Annotated in this window: 17 protein-coding genes; 9 read left to right on the top strand and 8 right to left on the bottom strand. The window is 66.6% G+C overall.

Annotated features, from left to right (window positions below; genetic code table 11):
* The 5 genes from GTP90_RS16100 to GTP90_RS16080 all read left to right on the top strand — a co-directional run.
* Positions 1–638 (top strand): ATP-binding cassette domain-containing protein (locus GTP90_RS16100; protein ID WP_161084500.1); only part of this gene is annotated, 638 nt, incomplete at its 5' end.
* The gene (locus tag GTP90_RS16095) at positions 622–1647 is read left to right on the top strand and encodes an ABC transporter permease (RefSeq protein ID WP_161084499.1); all 1026 of its coding nucleotides are present in this window, start codon (positions 622–624) and stop codon (positions 1645–1647) included. The genes GTP90_RS16100 and GTP90_RS16095, both read left to right, overlap by 17 nt.
* A 76-nt stretch (positions 1648–1723) precedes the next feature.
* Positions 1724–2746, top strand: coding sequence for a LacI family DNA-binding transcriptional regulator (locus GTP90_RS16090; protein WP_161084498.1), 1023 nt, complete (start codon positions 1724–1726; stop codon positions 2744–2746).
* Positions 2739–3671 (top strand): ribokinase, encoded by a 933-nt coding sequence (rbsK, locus tag GTP90_RS16085; RefSeq protein ID WP_161084497.1) that lies wholly within the window; start codon positions 2739–2741, stop codon positions 3669–3671. Before GTP90_RS16090 ends, rbsK begins: the two co-directional genes overlap by 8 nt.
* A 37-nt stretch (positions 3672–3708) precedes the next feature.
* Positions 3709–4623: an endonuclease/exonuclease/phosphatase family protein gene (locus tag GTP90_RS16080; protein ID WP_161084496.1), complete on the top strand. Its 915-nt coding sequence runs from the start codon at positions 3709–3711 to the stop codon at positions 4621–4623.
* 31 nt (positions 4624–4654) lie between these two features.
* On the opposite strand, the gene GTP90_RS16075 is transcribed toward GTP90_RS16080, so the two are convergent.
* Positions 4655–5632 carry a GGDEF domain-containing protein gene (locus tag GTP90_RS16075; protein WP_161084495.1) on the bottom strand — a complete coding sequence of 326 codons (978 nt, stop codon included), beginning with the start codon at positions 5630–5632 and terminating at the stop codon, positions 4655–4657.
* Between the two features lie 142 nt (positions 5633–5774).
* Here GTP90_RS16075 and GTP90_RS16070 point away from each other — a divergent pair, with 142 nt between their 5' ends.
* Entirely contained in the window at positions 5775–6554 is a 780-nt protein-coding gene (locus GTP90_RS16070) for a helical backbone metal receptor (protein ID WP_161084494.1), read from the top strand.
* 18 nt (positions 6555–6572) lie between these two features.
* Here the strand turns inward: GTP90_RS16070 and GTP90_RS16065 are convergent, their stop codons facing one another.
* The 4 genes from GTP90_RS16065 to GTP90_RS16050 all read right to left on the bottom strand — a co-directional run bounded on the left by GTP90_RS16065 (position 6573) and on the right by GTP90_RS16050 (position 10010).
* On the bottom strand, positions 6573–6944 hold the full coding sequence (locus tag GTP90_RS16065; protein ID WP_161084493.1) for an HPF/RaiA family ribosome-associated protein: 372 nt from the start codon (positions 6942–6944) through the stop codon (positions 6573–6575).
* Positions 6945–7013: 69 nt separating this feature from the next.
* Positions 7014–7679 carry a DUF1345 domain-containing protein gene (locus tag GTP90_RS16060; protein WP_161084492.1) on the bottom strand — a complete coding sequence of 222 codons (666 nt, stop codon included), beginning with the start codon at positions 7677–7679 and terminating at the stop codon, positions 7014–7016.
* Positions 7676–8920 carry an MFS transporter gene (locus GTP90_RS16055; RefSeq protein ID WP_161084491.1) on the bottom strand — a complete coding sequence of 415 codons (1245 nt, stop codon included), beginning with the start codon at positions 8918–8920 and terminating at the stop codon, positions 7676–7678. Before GTP90_RS16055 ends, GTP90_RS16060 begins: the two co-directional genes overlap by 4 nt.
* A 61-nt stretch (positions 8921–8981) precedes the next feature.
* Positions 8982–10010, bottom strand: coding sequence for a CDP-6-deoxy-delta-3,4-glucoseen reductase (locus tag GTP90_RS16050; protein ID WP_161084490.1), 1029 nt, complete (start codon positions 10008–10010; stop codon positions 8982–8984).
* Between the two features lie 12 nt (positions 10011–10022).
* On the opposite strand from GTP90_RS16050, the gene GTP90_RS16045 reads away from it, so the two are divergent.
* A complete protein-coding gene (locus tag GTP90_RS16045; protein WP_175048107.1) occupies positions 10023–10901 on the top strand; it encodes an SDR family oxidoreductase in 879 nt (292 codons plus the stop codon).
* On the opposite strand, the gene GTP90_RS16040 is transcribed toward GTP90_RS16045, so the two are convergent.
* Complete coding sequence (locus tag GTP90_RS16040) at positions 10902–11165, bottom strand: hypothetical protein (protein WP_117015532.1); 264 nt, start codon at positions 11163–11165, stop codon at positions 10902–10904.
* Between the two features lie 161 nt (positions 11166–11326).
* Between GTP90_RS16040 and GTP90_RS16035 the strand changes: the two genes are divergently transcribed.
* Together GTP90_RS16035 and GTP90_RS16030 are read left to right on the top strand one after the other, a co-directional pair.
* The gene (locus GTP90_RS16035) at positions 11327–11572 is read left to right on the top strand and encodes a hypothetical protein (protein WP_254451884.1); all 246 of its coding nucleotides are present in this window, start codon (positions 11327–11329) and stop codon (positions 11570–11572) included.
* A gap of 258 nt (positions 11573–11830) precedes the next feature.
* A complete protein-coding gene (locus GTP90_RS16030; protein WP_008445950.1) occupies positions 11831–12070 on the top strand; it encodes a hypothetical protein in 240 nt (79 codons plus the stop codon).
* Between the two features lie 70 nt (positions 12071–12140).
* Here GTP90_RS16030 and GTP90_RS16025 read toward each other — a convergent pair whose 3' ends face one another.
* Both GTP90_RS16025 and GTP90_RS16020 read right to left on the bottom strand, forming a co-directional pair.
* Entirely contained in the window at positions 12141–12341 is a 201-nt protein-coding gene (locus GTP90_RS16025; protein ID WP_161084488.1) for a hypothetical protein, read from the bottom strand.
* Positions 12342–12437: 96 nt separating this feature from the next.
* The gene (locus GTP90_RS16020) at positions 12438–13295 is read right to left on the bottom strand and encodes a glycine-rich domain-containing protein (protein ID WP_161084487.1); all 858 of its coding nucleotides are present in this window, start codon (positions 13293–13295) and stop codon (positions 12438–12440) included.
* Positions 13296–13306: the final 11 nt, after the last annotated feature.

Genomic DNA, 13306 nt, shown 5'->3' with positions numbered 1-13306 from the left:
CGCTGCGCGCCATCTTCGGCGCCGACCCGATGGCGGCCGGCCGGCTGCTGCGCGACGGCCAGGCGGTCGCGGTGCGCAGCCCGGCCGACGCCATCGCGCAGGGGATCTGCCTGGTGACGGAAGACCGCCGCCACGAGGGGCTGCTGCTGGACATGCCGATCCGCGCCAACCTGTCGCTGGCCACGCTCGGCGACTGCGCCCGGGGCGGCTGGCTGCTGCGCTCGCGCGAAGCGGCCGCCGCCGAGTCCATGGCGCGGGCGCTGCAGGTCCGCATGAGCGGCATCGAGCAGGCGCCGCGCACGCTGTCCGGCGGCAATCAGCAGAAGGTCGTGCTGGGCAAGTGGCTGTTGCGCGAGCCGGCGGTGCTGCTGCTTGACGAGCCGACCCGCGGCGTCGACGTGGTGGCGCGCGCCGAGATCCACCGCCTGCTGCTGGCGGCCGCCGACAGCGGCAAGGCGCTGGTGGTCGCCTCGTCCGATTTGGCCGAGCTGATGGAGATCGCCGACCGCATCATCGTGCTGTCGCGCGGCGCCGTGGCGGGCGAGGTGGCGCGCGCCGGCTTTGACGAAACCCGCATTCTTGAGCTGGCTTACAGCGAACTGATGAACACTGGAGAACCCGATGTTGAAACCGTCTGAGAGCGCCAACCCGGCGGCGCCCGTTCCGGCCCGCGCGGCCAGCCTGCTGCCGGCCGGCCTGCGCGGCCTGCTGCGCGAATCGGGCATCGCCTTCGCGCTGCTGATCCTCATCGCCGTGTTCTCGCTGCTGTCGCCGCTGTTCTTCACGGCCGACAACGTCAGCAACATCTTCACGCAGATCGCCATCAATATCTGCCTGGCGGTGGGCATGACCTTCGTGGTGCTGATCGGCGGCATCGACCTGTCGGTCGGCTCGCTGACCGCCCTGTGCGCGGTGGTGGCCGGCACGGTGCTCAAGCTGGACAGCCTGAGCGTCGGCGCCGCCATCGCGCTGGCGGTGGCGGCCAGCGTCGCGGTCGGCGCCGTGTGCGGGCTGATCAACGGCAGCGTGGCGAGCCACTGGGGCGTGCCGTCCTTCATCGTGACGCTGGGCATGCTGTACGTCGCGCGCGGCGCCGCGCTGCAATGGACCGACGCCCGCTCCATCTACGAGTTCCCCGACCTGTTCAACGCGTTCGGCACGGCCACCGTGGCCGGCATGCCGGCGCTGTTCCTGGTGGCGCTGGCGCTGGTGGCACTGGCCTGGGTGGTGCTCACGCGCACCGTGTTCGGCCGTGTCATTTACGCCATCGGCAACAACGAAGAAGCCGTGCGCCTGGCGGGCCACGACATTTTCCGTTATAAGATCCTGTGCTTTACGATTTGCGGCGCCGCCGTTGGCGTGGCCGCCGTGCTGTACATGACGCGCCTGACGGTGGCCAGTCCCATCCTGGGCGTCGGCTTCGAGCTCAACGCCATCGCCGCCGTCGTGATCGGCGGCACCAGCCTGGCCGGCGGCCGCGGCTCGATCATCGGCACGCTGCTGGGCGCCTGCATCATCGGCGTGCTGGCCAACGGCCTGGTGCTGGTCGAGGTGGGCGACTTCGTGCGGCAGATGATCACCGGGGTGGTGATCATTCTCGCGGTGGTGCTCGATACCTATCGTTTGAGAAAGGCCGCCCGCAACTAGCGGCGGCACCGGGGCCGGGGCCGCATCGGGCCGGCCCGACCAATCAATTTATCCGCAGGGAAGTGAGCAGCAGTCTATGGCCAATATCAAGGATGTCGCACTCCGTGCCGGGGTGTCCGTGTCGACCGTGTCGCATGTCGTCAACGGCACCCGGTTCGTCAGCAAGGAGGCGCGCGAAAGCGTGGAGGAGGCCGTGCGCGTGCTGGGCTATGTGCCCAGCGCGGTCGCCCGCAGCCTGAAGAGCAACAACACGCGCACCTTCGGCATGGTGATACCGAATAACTCCAACCCGTACTTCGCCGAGATCATCCAGGGCGTGGAGGAGCGCTGCTACGCCGCCGGCTACAACGTCATCATCTGCAATTCCAATGACGATGCGGAGCGCCTGGCCTCGTATATCCGGGTGCTGGCCGAGAAGCGCGTCGACGGTCTGATCCTGGTGGTGGCCGGCAGCGACGAGATGGTGCGCGCCACCATCGGCGAGTTGAAGATCCCGCTGGTGCTGCTGGACCGCGAGGTGGCCGACCTGAACTGCGACCTGGTCGAGGTCGATCATGTCGCCGGCGGCCTGATCGCCACGCGCCACCTGCTGGAGCTGGGCCATCCGCGCGTGGCCTGCATCAGCGGCCCGTCGGGCCTGTCGCCCAGCTCGCAGCGCAACGCGGGCTGGAAGCAGGCGCTGGCCGAGGCCGGCGTCGAGCGCTTCGACAGCGACCTGGTGCGCGGCGACTTCACGCCGGGCGGCGGCTACCTGGCGATGCAGGAGCTGCTGCGCTGCACGCCGCCACCCAGCGCGGTGTTCGTCTGCAACGACCTGATGGCCATCGGCGCGCTGTCGGCCGCGCGCGAGGCCGGCGTGCGCGTGCCCGAGCAGCTGTCCATCGTCGGCTTCGACGATATCGAGCTGGCGGCGTATTCGGCGCCGCCGCTGTCGACCGTGGTGCAGCCGAAGCTGACCATCGGCACGCTGGCCGCCGAGCTGCTGCTGGAGCGGGTCGAGGCGCAGCGCGACACGCCGCGCCATGTGGTGCTGGCCCCCGAGCTGAAAACCCGTTCCTCGACCGCGCCCTACCGGCGGCCAAAGGGGGCGCATGAATAAAGTCGCTCCCGCGGTCGTGGCCGGCAAACCGGTGGTGGTGGTCGGTTCCCTCAACATGGACCTGGTGTTCCGCATGCCGCGCATGCCCGAGGCCGGCGAGACGCTGCAAGGCCACGGCTACACCACCTCGCCGGGCGGCAAGGGCGCCAACCAGGCCGTGGCCTGCGCCCGTCTCGGCTGCCAGGTGGCGCTGGTCGGCCAGGCCGGCCGCGACGGCTATGGCGATACGCTGTGCGCGGCGCTGGCCGCCAACGGCGTCGACATCGGCCATGTCCGGCGCACCGACGCCGCCGCGACCGGCGTGGCGGTAATCCTGGTGGAGGAGCAGGGCCAGAACCGCATCGTGCTGGCCGCCGGCGCGAACGGCATGCTGGGCCCGGACGACATCGACGCGGCCAGGGACGCGATCGCCGGCGCGGCCTTGCTCATCGTTCAATTGGAAGTGCCGCTCGAGGCGGTCCTGCGGGCGATGCGGCTGGCCGCGGCGGCCGGCGTGCCGGTGCTGCTCAACCCGGCGCCGGCGCAAGCCTTGCCCGATCGGTTCTGGCCGCTGATCGACATCCTGGTGCCCAACGAAAGCGAGGCGGCGCTGCTGACCGGCATCGCCGTGACCGACGTGGCCAGCGCCTGCCTGGCCGCCGAACAACTGCGGGCGCGCGGCGCGCGCCGCGTGCTGATCACGCTCAGCGACAAGGGCGTGGTCCTGCTGGACGAGCTGGGCCCACGGCACCTGCATGCGCGCGCGGTCAGCGCGGTCGACACCACGGCGGCCGGCGACACCTTCATCGGCGCGCTCGCGACCGCGCTGTGCGAAGGCTTGACCTTGGACGAAGCGGCCGCCTTCGGCCAAAACGCCAGCGCCCTGTGCGTAATGCGCGCCGGCGCCCAGCCATCGATTCCCTACCGGCATGAGCTCGCGCCATGATGCCGGCCAGTCACCCACCCAGAAAGAGGAAGTAGCCATGCCCACCGCTTTGCGCCGTCAAACACCCGTCCGCTGGTTGCGGCTTGCCGCCTGCCTTGCCGCCGGCCTGTCCGGATTCCATGGCGCCGGCTGCGCGCAGGCGCTGACGGTCGATGTGATGTCGTTCAACCTCAGGGTGCCGGTCGATCCGGCGCCGCACGACTGGGCGTCGCGCAAGGCGCGCGTGGCCGGGCTGGTGCGGCAGCAGCATCCGGATTTCCTGGGCGTGCAGGAAGCGGTGCCGGCGGTAATCGCCGACCTCAACCTTGCGTTGGGCGAGTACGCCAGCATAGGGCGCGGCCGCGAGAGCGATGGCGGCGGCGAGGGCACGCAGATCTTCTACCGCAAGGCGCGCTGGGATCTTGACGCGGCCGACCAGGGCACGTTCCAGCTGTCGTCCACGCCGGAGATCGTCGGTTCCAACGACTGGGGCATGCAGTGGCCGCGCATCGCCACCTGGGTGCATCTGCGCGAGCACGCGAGCGGGCGCGGCCTGTACGTCTACAACACCCATTTCCCGTTGAAGCCGGACGAGCGCGAACGCGCGGCGCGGCTGCTCGCCGGGCTGATCGCGGCACGCAAGCATGCGGGCGACCCGGTCGTGCTCACCGGCGACCTGAACGCTTGCGAGCAGGAGCCGGCGGTGCGCTACCTGCTTGGCCAGGCGGGTTCGCCGCTGGCGCTGCGCGACAGTTATCGGGCGCTGCATGGCGGCGCCGACACCGGCAGCTTCCACGCGTTCGGCAAGGAAAAGAACCCGTGCAGGATCGACTACATCATGGCGCCGCCGGACGCCGGCGTGGCGCGGGCCGAGGTGCTCATCGACGGGCAGGACGGCAAGGGTTTTGCGTCCGACCACTACGCGGTGACGGCGACGCTGGTGCTGGGCGCCGGCCAGCCGGCCGCGCGCTGAGCCAACGCCGCGCGCGGCGGGCGGCTTGGGCCTAAGCCTGGTGATGGACCACGCGGTTGCGGCCCTGGTCCTTGGCGCGGTACAGCGCGCCGTCGGCGGCCGCGATCAGCGCCTGCTCGTCCTGGCCCGGCTGCAGCGTGGCCACGCCGAAGGACGCGGTGATTTGCGGCAGCGGCACGCGCATGTCGGCGAACACCACCGCCTGCTGCATCCGTTCGCACAGGCGCTCGGCCACCGCCACGGCGACCTTGTCGCTGGTGTCCGGCAGCAGCACCATCATTTCCTCGCCGCCGTAGCGCACGGCGAAATCGGTCGGGCGCAGCGCGCTGCTGAGCACGTGCGCGGCGGCGCGCAGGGCCTGGTCGCCGGCCAAATGGCCGTGGCTGTCGTTGAATTTCTTGAAGTGGTCGAGGTCGATCATGATCAGCGCCAGCGGCGCGTGCGAGCCCTGCGCGGTGGCCACCATGGTCGGCAGCAGGTCGTTGAGCCAGGCGCGGTTGTACAAGCCGGTCAGGCCGTCGATCATCGACAGCTGGCGGTAGAACTCGCCCAGCTTCTGGCGCCGGCGCAGCTGCGCGTTGGCGGCGCGGATGCGGAAGGACAGCAGCCGCAGCAGGTTACGCGCCAGCACATTCGATTCGTCGATCAGCTTCCAGACGATGTCGGCCTCGATCACCAGCACTTCGCTCTGCTCCAGCGCGGTAATGCTCGACAGGTTGGCTTCCTCGTCCAAGACAGATTGTTCGCCCACGCTCTCGCCCGGCAGTATCTTGCTGACGGTGCCGTCGGCCATGCCGGTGCGGGTGTCGGTGGCGACCGACAAGGACCCGCGCAGCACGATGTACAGGCGGGCGTGGCTGGACTCGGTGACCGCCTGGTCGGCTTCCAGTTGCATGATGGGGCAGGGCGCGAGCAGCTTGGCGATGGTGGTGTCGTCGTCGGCGTTGCGCAGCAGCTGCAGGTCGCCGATCTGGTAGCGGGAGGCGCCGAATGTGCTGATTTGTTTCAAAATGGTCTTTCAGGATGCTGATGGGCAAGCACGGTAATCATAGCTGAACTGAACAGCGCCCTGTGTAAATTTCACCCCCGTAGTTGTTGCACGTTGTATCCGCGGATGCTTCAATGTTGCTTTGCTTACTCTGGATGACAATATGGACTATACCGACGCGGTCGGCACCACACACCGGGCCGATCCGGACGCGCGCATCGTCTCGCTGGTACCGTCGATTACCGAGCTGCTGTGCGACCTGGGCCTGGCCGCGCAGCTGGTTGGGCGCACCGGTTTCTGCATCCATCCGGCCGACGTGGTGCGGGCCATTCCCAAGGTCGGCGGCACCAAGGATGTGAATATCGACAAGATCCGCAAGCTGGCGCCGACCCATCTGGTGGTCAACATCGACGAGAACGAAAAGCCGACCGTCGAGCTGTTGGCTGAGTTTATTCCCAACATTGTCGTCACCCATCCGCTGCGCCCGCGCGACAACCTGGACCTGGCGCGCCTGATGGGCGGGGTATTCTGCCGCGGACAGGCCGCCGCCGGCTGGTGCGCCGCGTTCGAGGCGGAGTATGCGCTGCTGCGCGCGATGCCGCCGGGCCGCCCGCAGACGATGTTGTATTGCATCTGGCAAGACCCGTGGATGACGATCTCGCGCGACACCTACATCGCGCGCATGCTGGAGGAAATCGGCTGGAGCGTGCCGGACCTGGGCGAGGTGCGCTACCCGCGCTTCGAGTGGTCGCCGGAATTGCTGGCTGGGGTGGATGGGGTGTTGCTGTCGAGCGAACCGTACCGCTTCACGGAAGCGCACGCGGACGCGCTGGAAAAGCAGATCGGCAAGCCGGTGCTGCTGGTCGATGGGGAGATGATGTCGTGGTATGGCAGCCGGGCGCTGCAGGGACTGAGGTATTTGCGGGAGCTGGCACGGCGCTAGCTCCCGCCTCCATGTGAATTATTCGCTGTCTTCCGCGTCGGCCTCGACCGGCACGGCGCCGTTGGCTTGACGCTTGTCCTTGTCGTGCAGGCGGCCCAGTGCGCTGTCGATGGCGCGCTTGAGTTTATCGGCCGAGCCGGCGATCGCCTGGTGCAGCGTGGCGGCGTGATCGCTGACGGCGATCGGTTGATACCCGGTGACGCGGGCTTCCATCAGGCAGCGGTTGTCGCCGTCGGCTGATTTCTGAACCAGGTTGTCGCTCAGGTGCACTTCGACGCGGGTGATTTGTTCGCCGAAGCGGTGGAGGGCATTGCTCACGACCGTCTGTACATGTTCATCCAGACCGGCATGGCGGTCGATGGTTTTGTCGGCATTGATATTGATTTGCATACGCTTGCTCCTGTTTGTTGAACTGCAAAACAATATTACTCCTTTTCTGCTTAGGTTCGCGTTAAGTCGCTAACCATTGATGAGCGAAGCGGCAATATTGATCGACAGTCCGAGGATGGCCAGGTTGTAGAAGAAGCACAGCACCGATTGCGCCAGCACCACCTGGCGCATGGCGCGGCCGCATACGGCCACGTCCGAGGTCTGCACCGCCACCGAGATGGTGAACGAGAAGTACAGGAAGTCCCAGTAGTTCGGCGTCAATTCCTGGTCGGGGAAATGCAGCGGTTTTTCGCCGTCGTTCTTGATGTAGTACAGATGGGCGTAATGCGAGCAGAACATGGTGCCGATCATGAACCACGAGCCGGTCAGCGTCAGCACCACGAAGCCGTAGTGGTAGACCATGTCGGTCGGCGGCGAGTCCTTCAGCGCGGACAGTTGCGAGATGATGGCCACCAGGCTGATCATGATCACCAGCGACAGCATGGCCAGGATCACCGGCCCCCTTTCGTCCTGGCGGCAGGCGGCGCGGCGGATGTCGTGCTGGTCGGCGCGCGCCATCATCCACGCCATCGACAGCAGGTAGGTCCAGACGGTGATATTCCACGCCGTGAGCAGGCGCGCCACCAGCGGCCAGGCGTCCGGCAGCAGCGGGCCGGCGATGGCGCCCAGCGCGATCGCCAGGCTCAGGTGCGGACGGCTGTGGATGATGCCCGGCAGGCGTATGCGTAGTGTCATGATTTTTCCTCGTGGGGGAAGCGGTCCATGCGCGACAGGACGGGGAACAGCACGGTCCAGATGCCGGTCACGGCCAGCGTGGCGGCGCCGCCGAACAGCACGGCGCGGGTCAGGCCCATCCAGCCGGCGGTCAGGCCCGATTCAAATTCGCCCAGCTCGTTGGAGGCGCCGATGAAGACCGAGTTGACCGCGCTCACGCGCCCGCGGATCGCGTCCGGCGTTTCGTACTGCACCAGCAGGTGGCGCACGTAGACGCTGATCATGTCGCCGGCGCCCATCACGAACAGCGCGGCCAGCGCGACCAGGAAGGTGGAGGTGGCGCCCAGCACCAGCGTGCCGGCGCCGAACACGGCCACGCCGCCCAGCATCCACAGGCCGACCCGGCGCGTGATCGGGTAGAACGCCAGCGCGATCGAGCACACGGCGGCGCCGGCGCCGGGCGCGGTGCGCAGCAGGCCGAGGCCGGTCGGGCCGATGTGCAGCACGTCGTGCGCCAGCGCCGGCAGCAGCGCGGTGGCGCCGCCGAACAGCACGGCGAACAGGTCGAGCGAGATCGCGCCCAGCACCACCGGCTTGGACCAGACGAAGCGCAAGCCCTCCAGCACCGTGTGCCAGGTGGCGGGCTCGCGGTTGCTGGGCTGCTTGACCGATTTGACCAGGCACATCAGGATGACCGCCGCCAGCAGCAGCGCCGAGGAAATCATATAAACCGTTTTCGGCCCGGCCAGGTAGAACAGGCCGCCCAGCGTGGGGCCGAGGATGACGGCGACGTGGAAGCTCGACGAGCTCAGCGCCACGGCCTGGCTGAAGCGCTCGGGCGGCACCAGGTTGACCAGCATCGCTTGCGTGGCCGGCCCCATGAAGGCGCGCGCGCTGCCGAACAGCACCAGCACGGCGAACACCGGCCACACCGCGCTCAGGCCGGCGAAGGTGAAGGCCAGCAGCGCCAGGCCGCACAGCAGCTGCGCGCCCATCGCCAGCGCGATCAGCAGGCGGCGGTTGTAGCGGTCGGCGGCGTGGCCGGCGATCAGGATCAGCAGCAGGAAGGGCGCGAACTGCGCCAGGCCGATCAGGCCGAGGTCGAACAGGTTGTGGGTCAGCGCGTACACCTGCCAGCCGATGGCGACGTTCTGCATCTGGACGGCCAGGGTGGCCAGGGTGCGGGCGGTGAGGTAGAGCGAGAAGTTACGGTGGCGCAGGACGCCGAAGCCGTTGGAGGAAGGTGCGGTGCTGTCGGACATTGGCGCTTTCAAGGAGCGGAGCCGGGGGCTCCGCCCCTTGGTCCGCTCCCGGTGGGGAGGTTCAGGGCTGGTGGATGTCGGCTTCGGTGGTGAAGGCGTCCGCGTAGAATTCGTCTTCCGGCAAATGACACTGGGCGACAAAATCGCGCTTGGCCGATTCCACCATGACCGGCGCGCCGCAGGCATACACCTGGTGGCCGGACAGGTCGGGCAGGTCGGCCATGACGGCCGCGTGCACGAAGCCGGTGCGGCCGCTCCAGTGATCTTCCGGCAGCGCCGACGAGATCACCGGCACATACTTGAAGTTCGGCAGGATCGCTTCCCACTGGCGGCACAGCGCGTCCATGTACAGGTCCTGCGGGCGGCGGCCGCCCCAGTACAGGGTCATTGGACGGGCCGAGCCTTGCGCGCGCAGGTGCTCGATGATGGCCTTGATCGGCGCGAAGCCGGTGCCGGAGGCCAGCAGCACCATCGGCTTGTCGCTGTCCTCGCGCACGAAGAAGGTGCCCATCGGGCCTTCGAAGCGCAGGATGTCGCGTTCCTTCATGGTGCTGAACACCTGGTCGGTGAACAGGCCGCCCGGCAGGTGGCGGATGTGCAGGCTCAGCGGCTGGTCCTGGTCCGGCGGCGAGGCCAGGCTGTAGCTGCGGCGCTTGCCGTCGCGCAGCATGAATTCGATGTACTGGCCGGCGCGGAACTTGAGCGTCTCGTTGGCCGGCAGTTGCAGCGTCATCACGACCACGTCCGGCGCCAGTTTTTCCAGCGTCGCCACGCGCGACGGCATCTTGCGGATCGGGTAGTCGTCGCTGCCGGCCACTTCGCGCACCTCGATCACCAGGTCTTGCTGCGCGGTGGCGCAGCAGAACAGCGAATAGCCGGCCGCTTCCTCATCCTTGGTCAGCGCGCGTTCCTGGTGGGCCTTGTGCGTGACCGAGCCGGAGAGCACTTTGCCCTTGCAGGAACTGCAGGCGCCATTCTTGCAGCCGTAGGGCAGGCCGACGCCGGCGCGCATGGCCGCGGCCAGCACGGTTTCGTCTTCCTCGCAGCTGAATTGATGGCCGCTAGGCTGTACAGTGATTTGAAACGTCATACAATCCTTCAAATGAAAAAACTTACTATTCAAAAATTCAAGTTGCCGCGCCTGTTAATCGTGGGTTGCGGCGATGTCGGCATGCGCCTGTTGCCGCTGCTGCGCCCGTATTTCCGCGTGTTCGCCACCACCAGCCAGCCGTCGCGCTGCGCGGAATTACGCGCGCTGGGCGCGGTGCCGCTGGTGGTTGACCTGGACCAGCCCGCCACGTTGCGGCGCCTGGCCGGCCTGGCCAGCCACATCGTGCACCTGGCGCCGCCGCCCGCCGAGGGCGCGCTGGACCGCCGCACGCGCAATCTGACCGCCATTTTACCTGAGCATGCCCGTCTGGTTTATGTCAGCACCACTGGCGTCTACGGCGATTGCGGCGGGCTGTTGTTTGACGAGAGCCGTCCGGTGGCGCCAAGCAACGCCCGCGCCGTGCGCCGGGTGGACGCCGAGCAGGTGCTGCGCGGCTGGGCGCGCCGCGCCGGCGGCCACTTGTCGATCCTGCGGGTGCCGGGCATCTACGCCGCCGACCGCCTGCCGCTGAAACGCCTGCAGGCCGGCACGCCGGCACTGGTCGAAGAGGACGATGTGTACACCAACCACATCCACGCGGACGACCTGGCCGCCATCATTGCCCGGGCGCTGTTCCGCGGCCTGCCCAACCGCGTGTATCACGCGGTGGACGACAGCGATATGAAAATGGCGGCGTATTTCGACGCGGTGGCGGACGCGCACCAGTTGCCGCGCCCGCCGCGCCTGCCGCGCGAGGAACTGCGGCAGGTGGTGACGCCGGCCCTGCTGTCGTTTATGTCGGAATCGCGGCGCCTGAGCAACGGGCGCATCAAGCGCGAGCTGGGCGTGCGCTTGCGCTACGCCACGGTGGCGCAGCTGCTGGAGGGGTGATCAGGCGCGTGGCGGACGTTTCTTCTGCTGCACGCGCTGTTGCTGCTTCTTCTGGGTCTGTACCTTGTTCTGCTTGGCTTCGTACAGGGCGACGGCGTCCTTGCGGGCCTGCTCCGGCGTGCGCAGTTCCGGCACGTCGTCGTGGGTGACGAAATATTCCGCATCCTGGGCGTCGACCACCAGCTTGATGGCGGCGGCGTCGTCGAGGTCATAGATTTCGTGGAGCAGGGTGGTTACTTCGTCGAGAAATTCTTCGTAGGTCATGGGTATGTGTAAAAGCAAGTAAAGACGGGGCGAAACTTGCACTTATGCAAGCCACTTCCGGGGTGTTTGTGCCAAAATGGCAACGCAATTTGTATGAGCCATATCAATCAAGTTCGCACATGATACGATATTGTTAGCTATCTCACGAAGGAGCCATGCGCATGACAGCCACTTCCCATCCTAGCAAGGAGCAGGTCCGTGCCTACATGCACCAGCGCGAATGCGACCGCCGCCCTCCGCCCACCCCCGACGAGATCCGCCGCCAGCTAGGCTGGCACTATTGCTCGTACGACAACATTGTTCCCGCAGCGTCCTCCATCCTGCTCCCTGGCACGATCGCCCAACTGGCCGCCTTGATGGCCGTTGAATGGTGTTTCCGCGCCGCCGGCATCAGCCGGTCCAACTGACTTTACCAATATTTATACCTTTTCTTGTAACAAAAATCTTCCTAGCACAAGAAATAGGGGTAGAATCTCTCTAAATCTCACAGAAATGTCTGATGAGTTAGCCGTTCGTTAACGTAAACGTGTATTATCTCGGCTAAGCACTAAAAACCGGCATAAATGTCTGTGTTTTGTAGTGCTTCATTGGTAATAGAGCTAAAAATTTTTTTTACCCATGTGTCGTTTTTTATCGAAGACGGCCAGAACCTACTGAAAAACATTATGTCTATCAAAGAAATAACCGCATCGCCGACCTACAACCCGAACCGTGTGCTGGACGCCATCATCGAAAAGCTGCAACTGAAAAACGATGCGGCCCTGTCGCGCGCGCTGGAAGTAGCGCCACCGGTCATCAGCAAGATCCGTCACAACACGCTGCCTATCGGCGCGACCATCCTGATCCGCATGCACGAGATCAGCGATTTCAGCATTCGCGAACTGCGCGAACTGATGGCGGCCTGATCGCCACGAAGAAAACGGCGCGGACCTCTCGGTAACGCGCCGTTGTCTTATGGGGCTGGCCTCGGCCGAATCAGGCCGAGGTGCTGATGGTGGTGCCGATGCGCTGGCCGCTGGTGTTGACGGTCGGCGCGGCAGCCACTTGCGGCGGCGCCGGCGGAGCCGGCGGCGTAACGCGTTCGGCGGGTTTGTCCGCCACCTTCACCGGCTCAGGCTGGCGGGGCGGCGTCGCTTGTACGGCGGCAGTACTGGAAGCTACGGTATTGACAGCCATGATGATCTCCCATCATCCATAAATATCCCCACAGTATGCCACTTATTTGAGCAGTCCGCCTGTTTGCTTTGCCGCGCGTGACGCAAACGCCGGCGGTCAGGCCGACGGGGTCAGGCGTGGGCGCTCGCTGTAGAAGCTGGCGATGCGGGCCTGTTCGATGATGGCGTTGGCGTCGGCCGCCATCTGCAGGCCTTCCGCGACCTTGCCGGGAGCTGCCGAGTAAGCCGTCACGCCCGGTGCGGCCGAGTAGGCGGTCTTGGCGCTGACGCCCGGGGCGGCCGAGTACGCGGTGTTGGCGGCCACGCCGGGCGCGGCCGAGTAGGCGGTCTTCGCGGCGACGCCGGGAGCGGCCGAATACGCGGTCTTCGCGGCGACGCCGGGAGCGGCCGAGTATGCGGTCTTGGCGGCAACGCCGGGCGCGGCCGAGTAGGCGGTCTTCGCGGCAACGCCGGGCGCGGCCGAATACGCGGTCTTGGCGGCAACGCCCGGAGCGGCGGAATACGCGGTGTTGGCGGCAACGCCCGGCGCGGCCGAGTAAGCCGTCGCGCGAGGGGCGGCCGAGTAGGCCACGTCCTGATGCATCGCGCCGCGCAGGTAGGACTCGCCGAACGTCTCTTCATACAGTTCCTGCATCCGGTTGCCCAGGCGTTCGTGCGCCTCCAGGTCGTCCTCGCCGCGCAGGCCGATGTACGGGAAGTGGTGCAGGAAGTAGCCGAACACCGCGTCGCAGTCGACCGCGTATTTCATCGTGTCCAGGATGTGGTAGTGCCAGAAGGTGTCGACGTCGACCAGCGGCGCGGTCTGCTCGTTCGGGAACTGCTTCATCAGGAACAGGAAGCGGCGATACTCGGTTTCGATGGCGTTGGCGCGTTCCAGCGACCAGCCTTCGCCGGACTCCTTGTGCATCAGCTTGACTTTGATCGGTTCCAGGTCCAGTGCGTTGATGACATTCATTGGCGTTTCCT

Source organism: Duganella vulcania, assembly GCF_009857655.1.
Taxonomy (GTDB): Bacteria; Pseudomonadota; Gammaproteobacteria; order Burkholderiales; family Burkholderiaceae_D; genus Rugamonas; species Rugamonas vulcania.
Note: the sequence above shows the minus strand (reverse complement) of the source record. Positions and strands in the feature narration are given on the sequence as shown.

Excerpts from the sequence above, each read along its gene's own strand:
- GTP90_RS16065 (WP_161084493.1), bottom strand. The coding sequence starts at position 6,944 with ATGCAAATCAATATCAATGCCGACAAAACCATCGACCGCCATGCCGGT.
- GTP90_RS16030 (WP_008445950.1), top strand. The coding sequence starts at position 11,831 with ATGTCTATCAAAGAAATAACCGCATCGCCGACCTACAACCCGAACCGT.
- GTP90_RS16070 (WP_161084494.1), top strand. The coding sequence starts at position 5,775 with ATGGACTATACCGACGCGGTCGGCACCACACACCGGGCCGATCCGGAC.
- GTP90_RS16025 (WP_161084488.1), bottom strand. The coding sequence starts at position 12,341 with ATGGCTGTCAATACCGTAGCTTCCAGTACTGCCGCCGTACAAGCGACG.
- GTP90_RS16045 (WP_175048107.1), top strand. The coding sequence starts at position 10,023 with ATGAAAAAACTTACTATTCAAAAATTCAAGTTGCCGCGCCTGTTAATC.
- GTP90_RS16040 (WP_117015532.1), bottom strand. The coding sequence starts at position 11,165 with ATGACCTACGAAGAATTTCTCGACGAAGTAACCACCCTGCTCCACGAA.
- GTP90_RS16090 (WP_161084498.1), top strand. The coding sequence starts at position 1,724 with ATGGCCAATATCAAGGATGTCGCACTCCGTGCCGGGGTGTCCGTGTCG.
- GTP90_RS16020 (WP_161084487.1), bottom strand. The coding sequence starts at position 13,295 with ATGAATGTCATCAACGCACTGGACCTGGAACCGATCAAAGTCAAGCTG.
- GTP90_RS16060 (WP_161084492.1), bottom strand. The coding sequence starts at position 7,679 with ATGACACTACGCATACGCCTGCCGGGCATCATCCACAGCCGTCCGCAC.
- GTP90_RS16080 (WP_161084496.1), top strand. The coding sequence starts at position 3,709 with ATGCCCACCGCTTTGCGCCGTCAAACACCCGTCCGCTGGTTGCGGCTT.
- rbsK (WP_161084497.1), top strand. The coding sequence starts at position 2,739 with ATGAATAAAGTCGCTCCCGCGGTCGTGGCCGGCAAACCGGTGGTGGTG.
- GTP90_RS16050 (WP_161084490.1), bottom strand. The coding sequence starts at position 10,010 with ATGACGTTTCAAATCACTGTACAGCCTAGCGGCCATCAATTCAGCTGC.
- GTP90_RS16095 (WP_161084499.1), top strand. The coding sequence starts at position 622 with ATGTTGAAACCGTCTGAGAGCGCCAACCCGGCGGCGCCCGTTCCGGCC.
- GTP90_RS16035 (WP_254451884.1), top strand. The coding sequence starts at position 11,327 with ATGACAGCCACTTCCCATCCTAGCAAGGAGCAGGTCCGTGCCTACATG.
- GTP90_RS16055 (WP_161084491.1), bottom strand. The coding sequence starts at position 8,920 with ATGTCCGACAGCACCGCACCTTCCTCCAACGGCTTCGGCGTCCTGCGC.